Here is a 1,232-nt window from a genome sequence, read left to right on the forward strand (position 1 = left end):
TGTAGCAACTGTGTTGAGAGATGGGCCTTGGCCCCGCCGACAGTCGCACACGGTAGTGCCGGCCGCTGGCCGGCAGCCTTTTGGGGCACGCGCGGCAGGTTGGCTTCAGGCGGGGATCGATCCGCCTTGAGCGTCACGCACGCGAGCGTTGAGAATCACCAGCATCTTCCTCATCACCGCCACGATGGCTACTTTTCCTTCCTTGCCGCGGGCCCGCAGCGACCGGTAAAAGTCCCGTAATCGTGGCTCATGTCGCATGGCCGACATGGCTGCCATGTAGAGCACCTGGCGGATCTCGGCCCTGCCGCCATGGATGCTTCGCCTCCCTCGCATGGCTCCGCTGTCGTGGGAGATCGGCGCCACGCCGACCAGGCTGGCAATGGCTTTTCCGCTGATCTGACCCAACTCAGGCAGGTAGCTGGCCAGTACCGCCTGCAATGCCGGGCCGACCCCTTTCATCGACTTCAGCACTGCCAGTTGAGGCTGCTGCGCGACCTGTTCAGAGATCTGCTTGCCCAGCCGCTCGACCAGTGTCTGCAGGCGAATGATGTTGCCTTGCATCTGCCGGCGTAGCTCGCGGTCAGTCACCATTTCCTGCTGTTGGCGGGCTACGGTCAGTGCCTGCATCGTTTGTCGTCGCGCCCGCACAAACTCACGCAGTTTCCGCTGCCAGGGCTCCAGCGGCTGATAGGAAGGCAATTCCACCAGTGCGGCCATCTGCGCCAATACAAGAGCGTCCAAACGGTCCGTCTTGGCCACTTTACCCAGCCCCTGAGCCAGTCTACGCGCTCGCAGGGCGTTGGCACGGATCACCGGATGGCCGGCCTTGTGAAGGAAGTCCAGGACAGTCTGCTCATAGCCGCCGGTGGCTTCCAGCACGATCTGGCTGACCGGACGCTTCTTCAGCCAAACATCCAATTCAGAAAAGCCGGAGCGGTTATTGCAGACCTGCAGGGTCTGGCCGTCTGTCGTGCCGATATCCAATCGGCGCTTGCTCACATCGATCCCGATCCCGTTCATTGCCCGACTCCGTATAGTCTGCAAGGGTCGAGAGCTCCCCCGCTTGCCCAGTCTTATCGCTTCGAGTGTCAGCTCCAGCAACTGTTCGGGCGGATCAAGGGAGATTCCGGCGTGGGCGCCAAGCTACATGGCGATCGTCGAGATCCAGGCTCGTACGGCGGCCCACGCCGGCTCTCGACACCTACGCTGCCAGATTTCCATCAGATAAGGCT

Annotated in this window: 1 protein-coding gene; it reads right to left on the reverse strand. The window is 62.0% G+C overall.

From position 1 onward, the window contains the following. Nucleotides 1-105: 105 nt before the first annotated feature. The gene (locus N5D20_RS24640; RefSeq protein WP_049454385.1) at nucleotides 106-1,020 is read right to left on the reverse strand and encodes an IS110 family transposase; all 915 of its coding nucleotides are present in this window, start codon (nucleotides 1,018-1,020) and stop codon (nucleotides 106-108) included. Between the last annotated feature and the right edge of the window lie 212 nt (nucleotides 1,021-1,232).

The sequence above is a fragment of the Stenotrophomonas sp. GD03877 genome (genome assembly GCF_029840555.1).
In the GTDB taxonomy this organism is placed as follows: domain Bacteria; phylum Pseudomonadota; class Gammaproteobacteria; order Xanthomonadales; family Xanthomonadaceae; genus Stenotrophomonas; species Stenotrophomonas geniculata.

Coding starts and splice junctions, on each gene's coding strand:
- N5D20_RS24640 (WP_049454385.1), bottom strand. CDS start 1,020: ATGAACGGGATCGGGATCGATGTGAGCAAGCGCCGATTGGATATCGGC.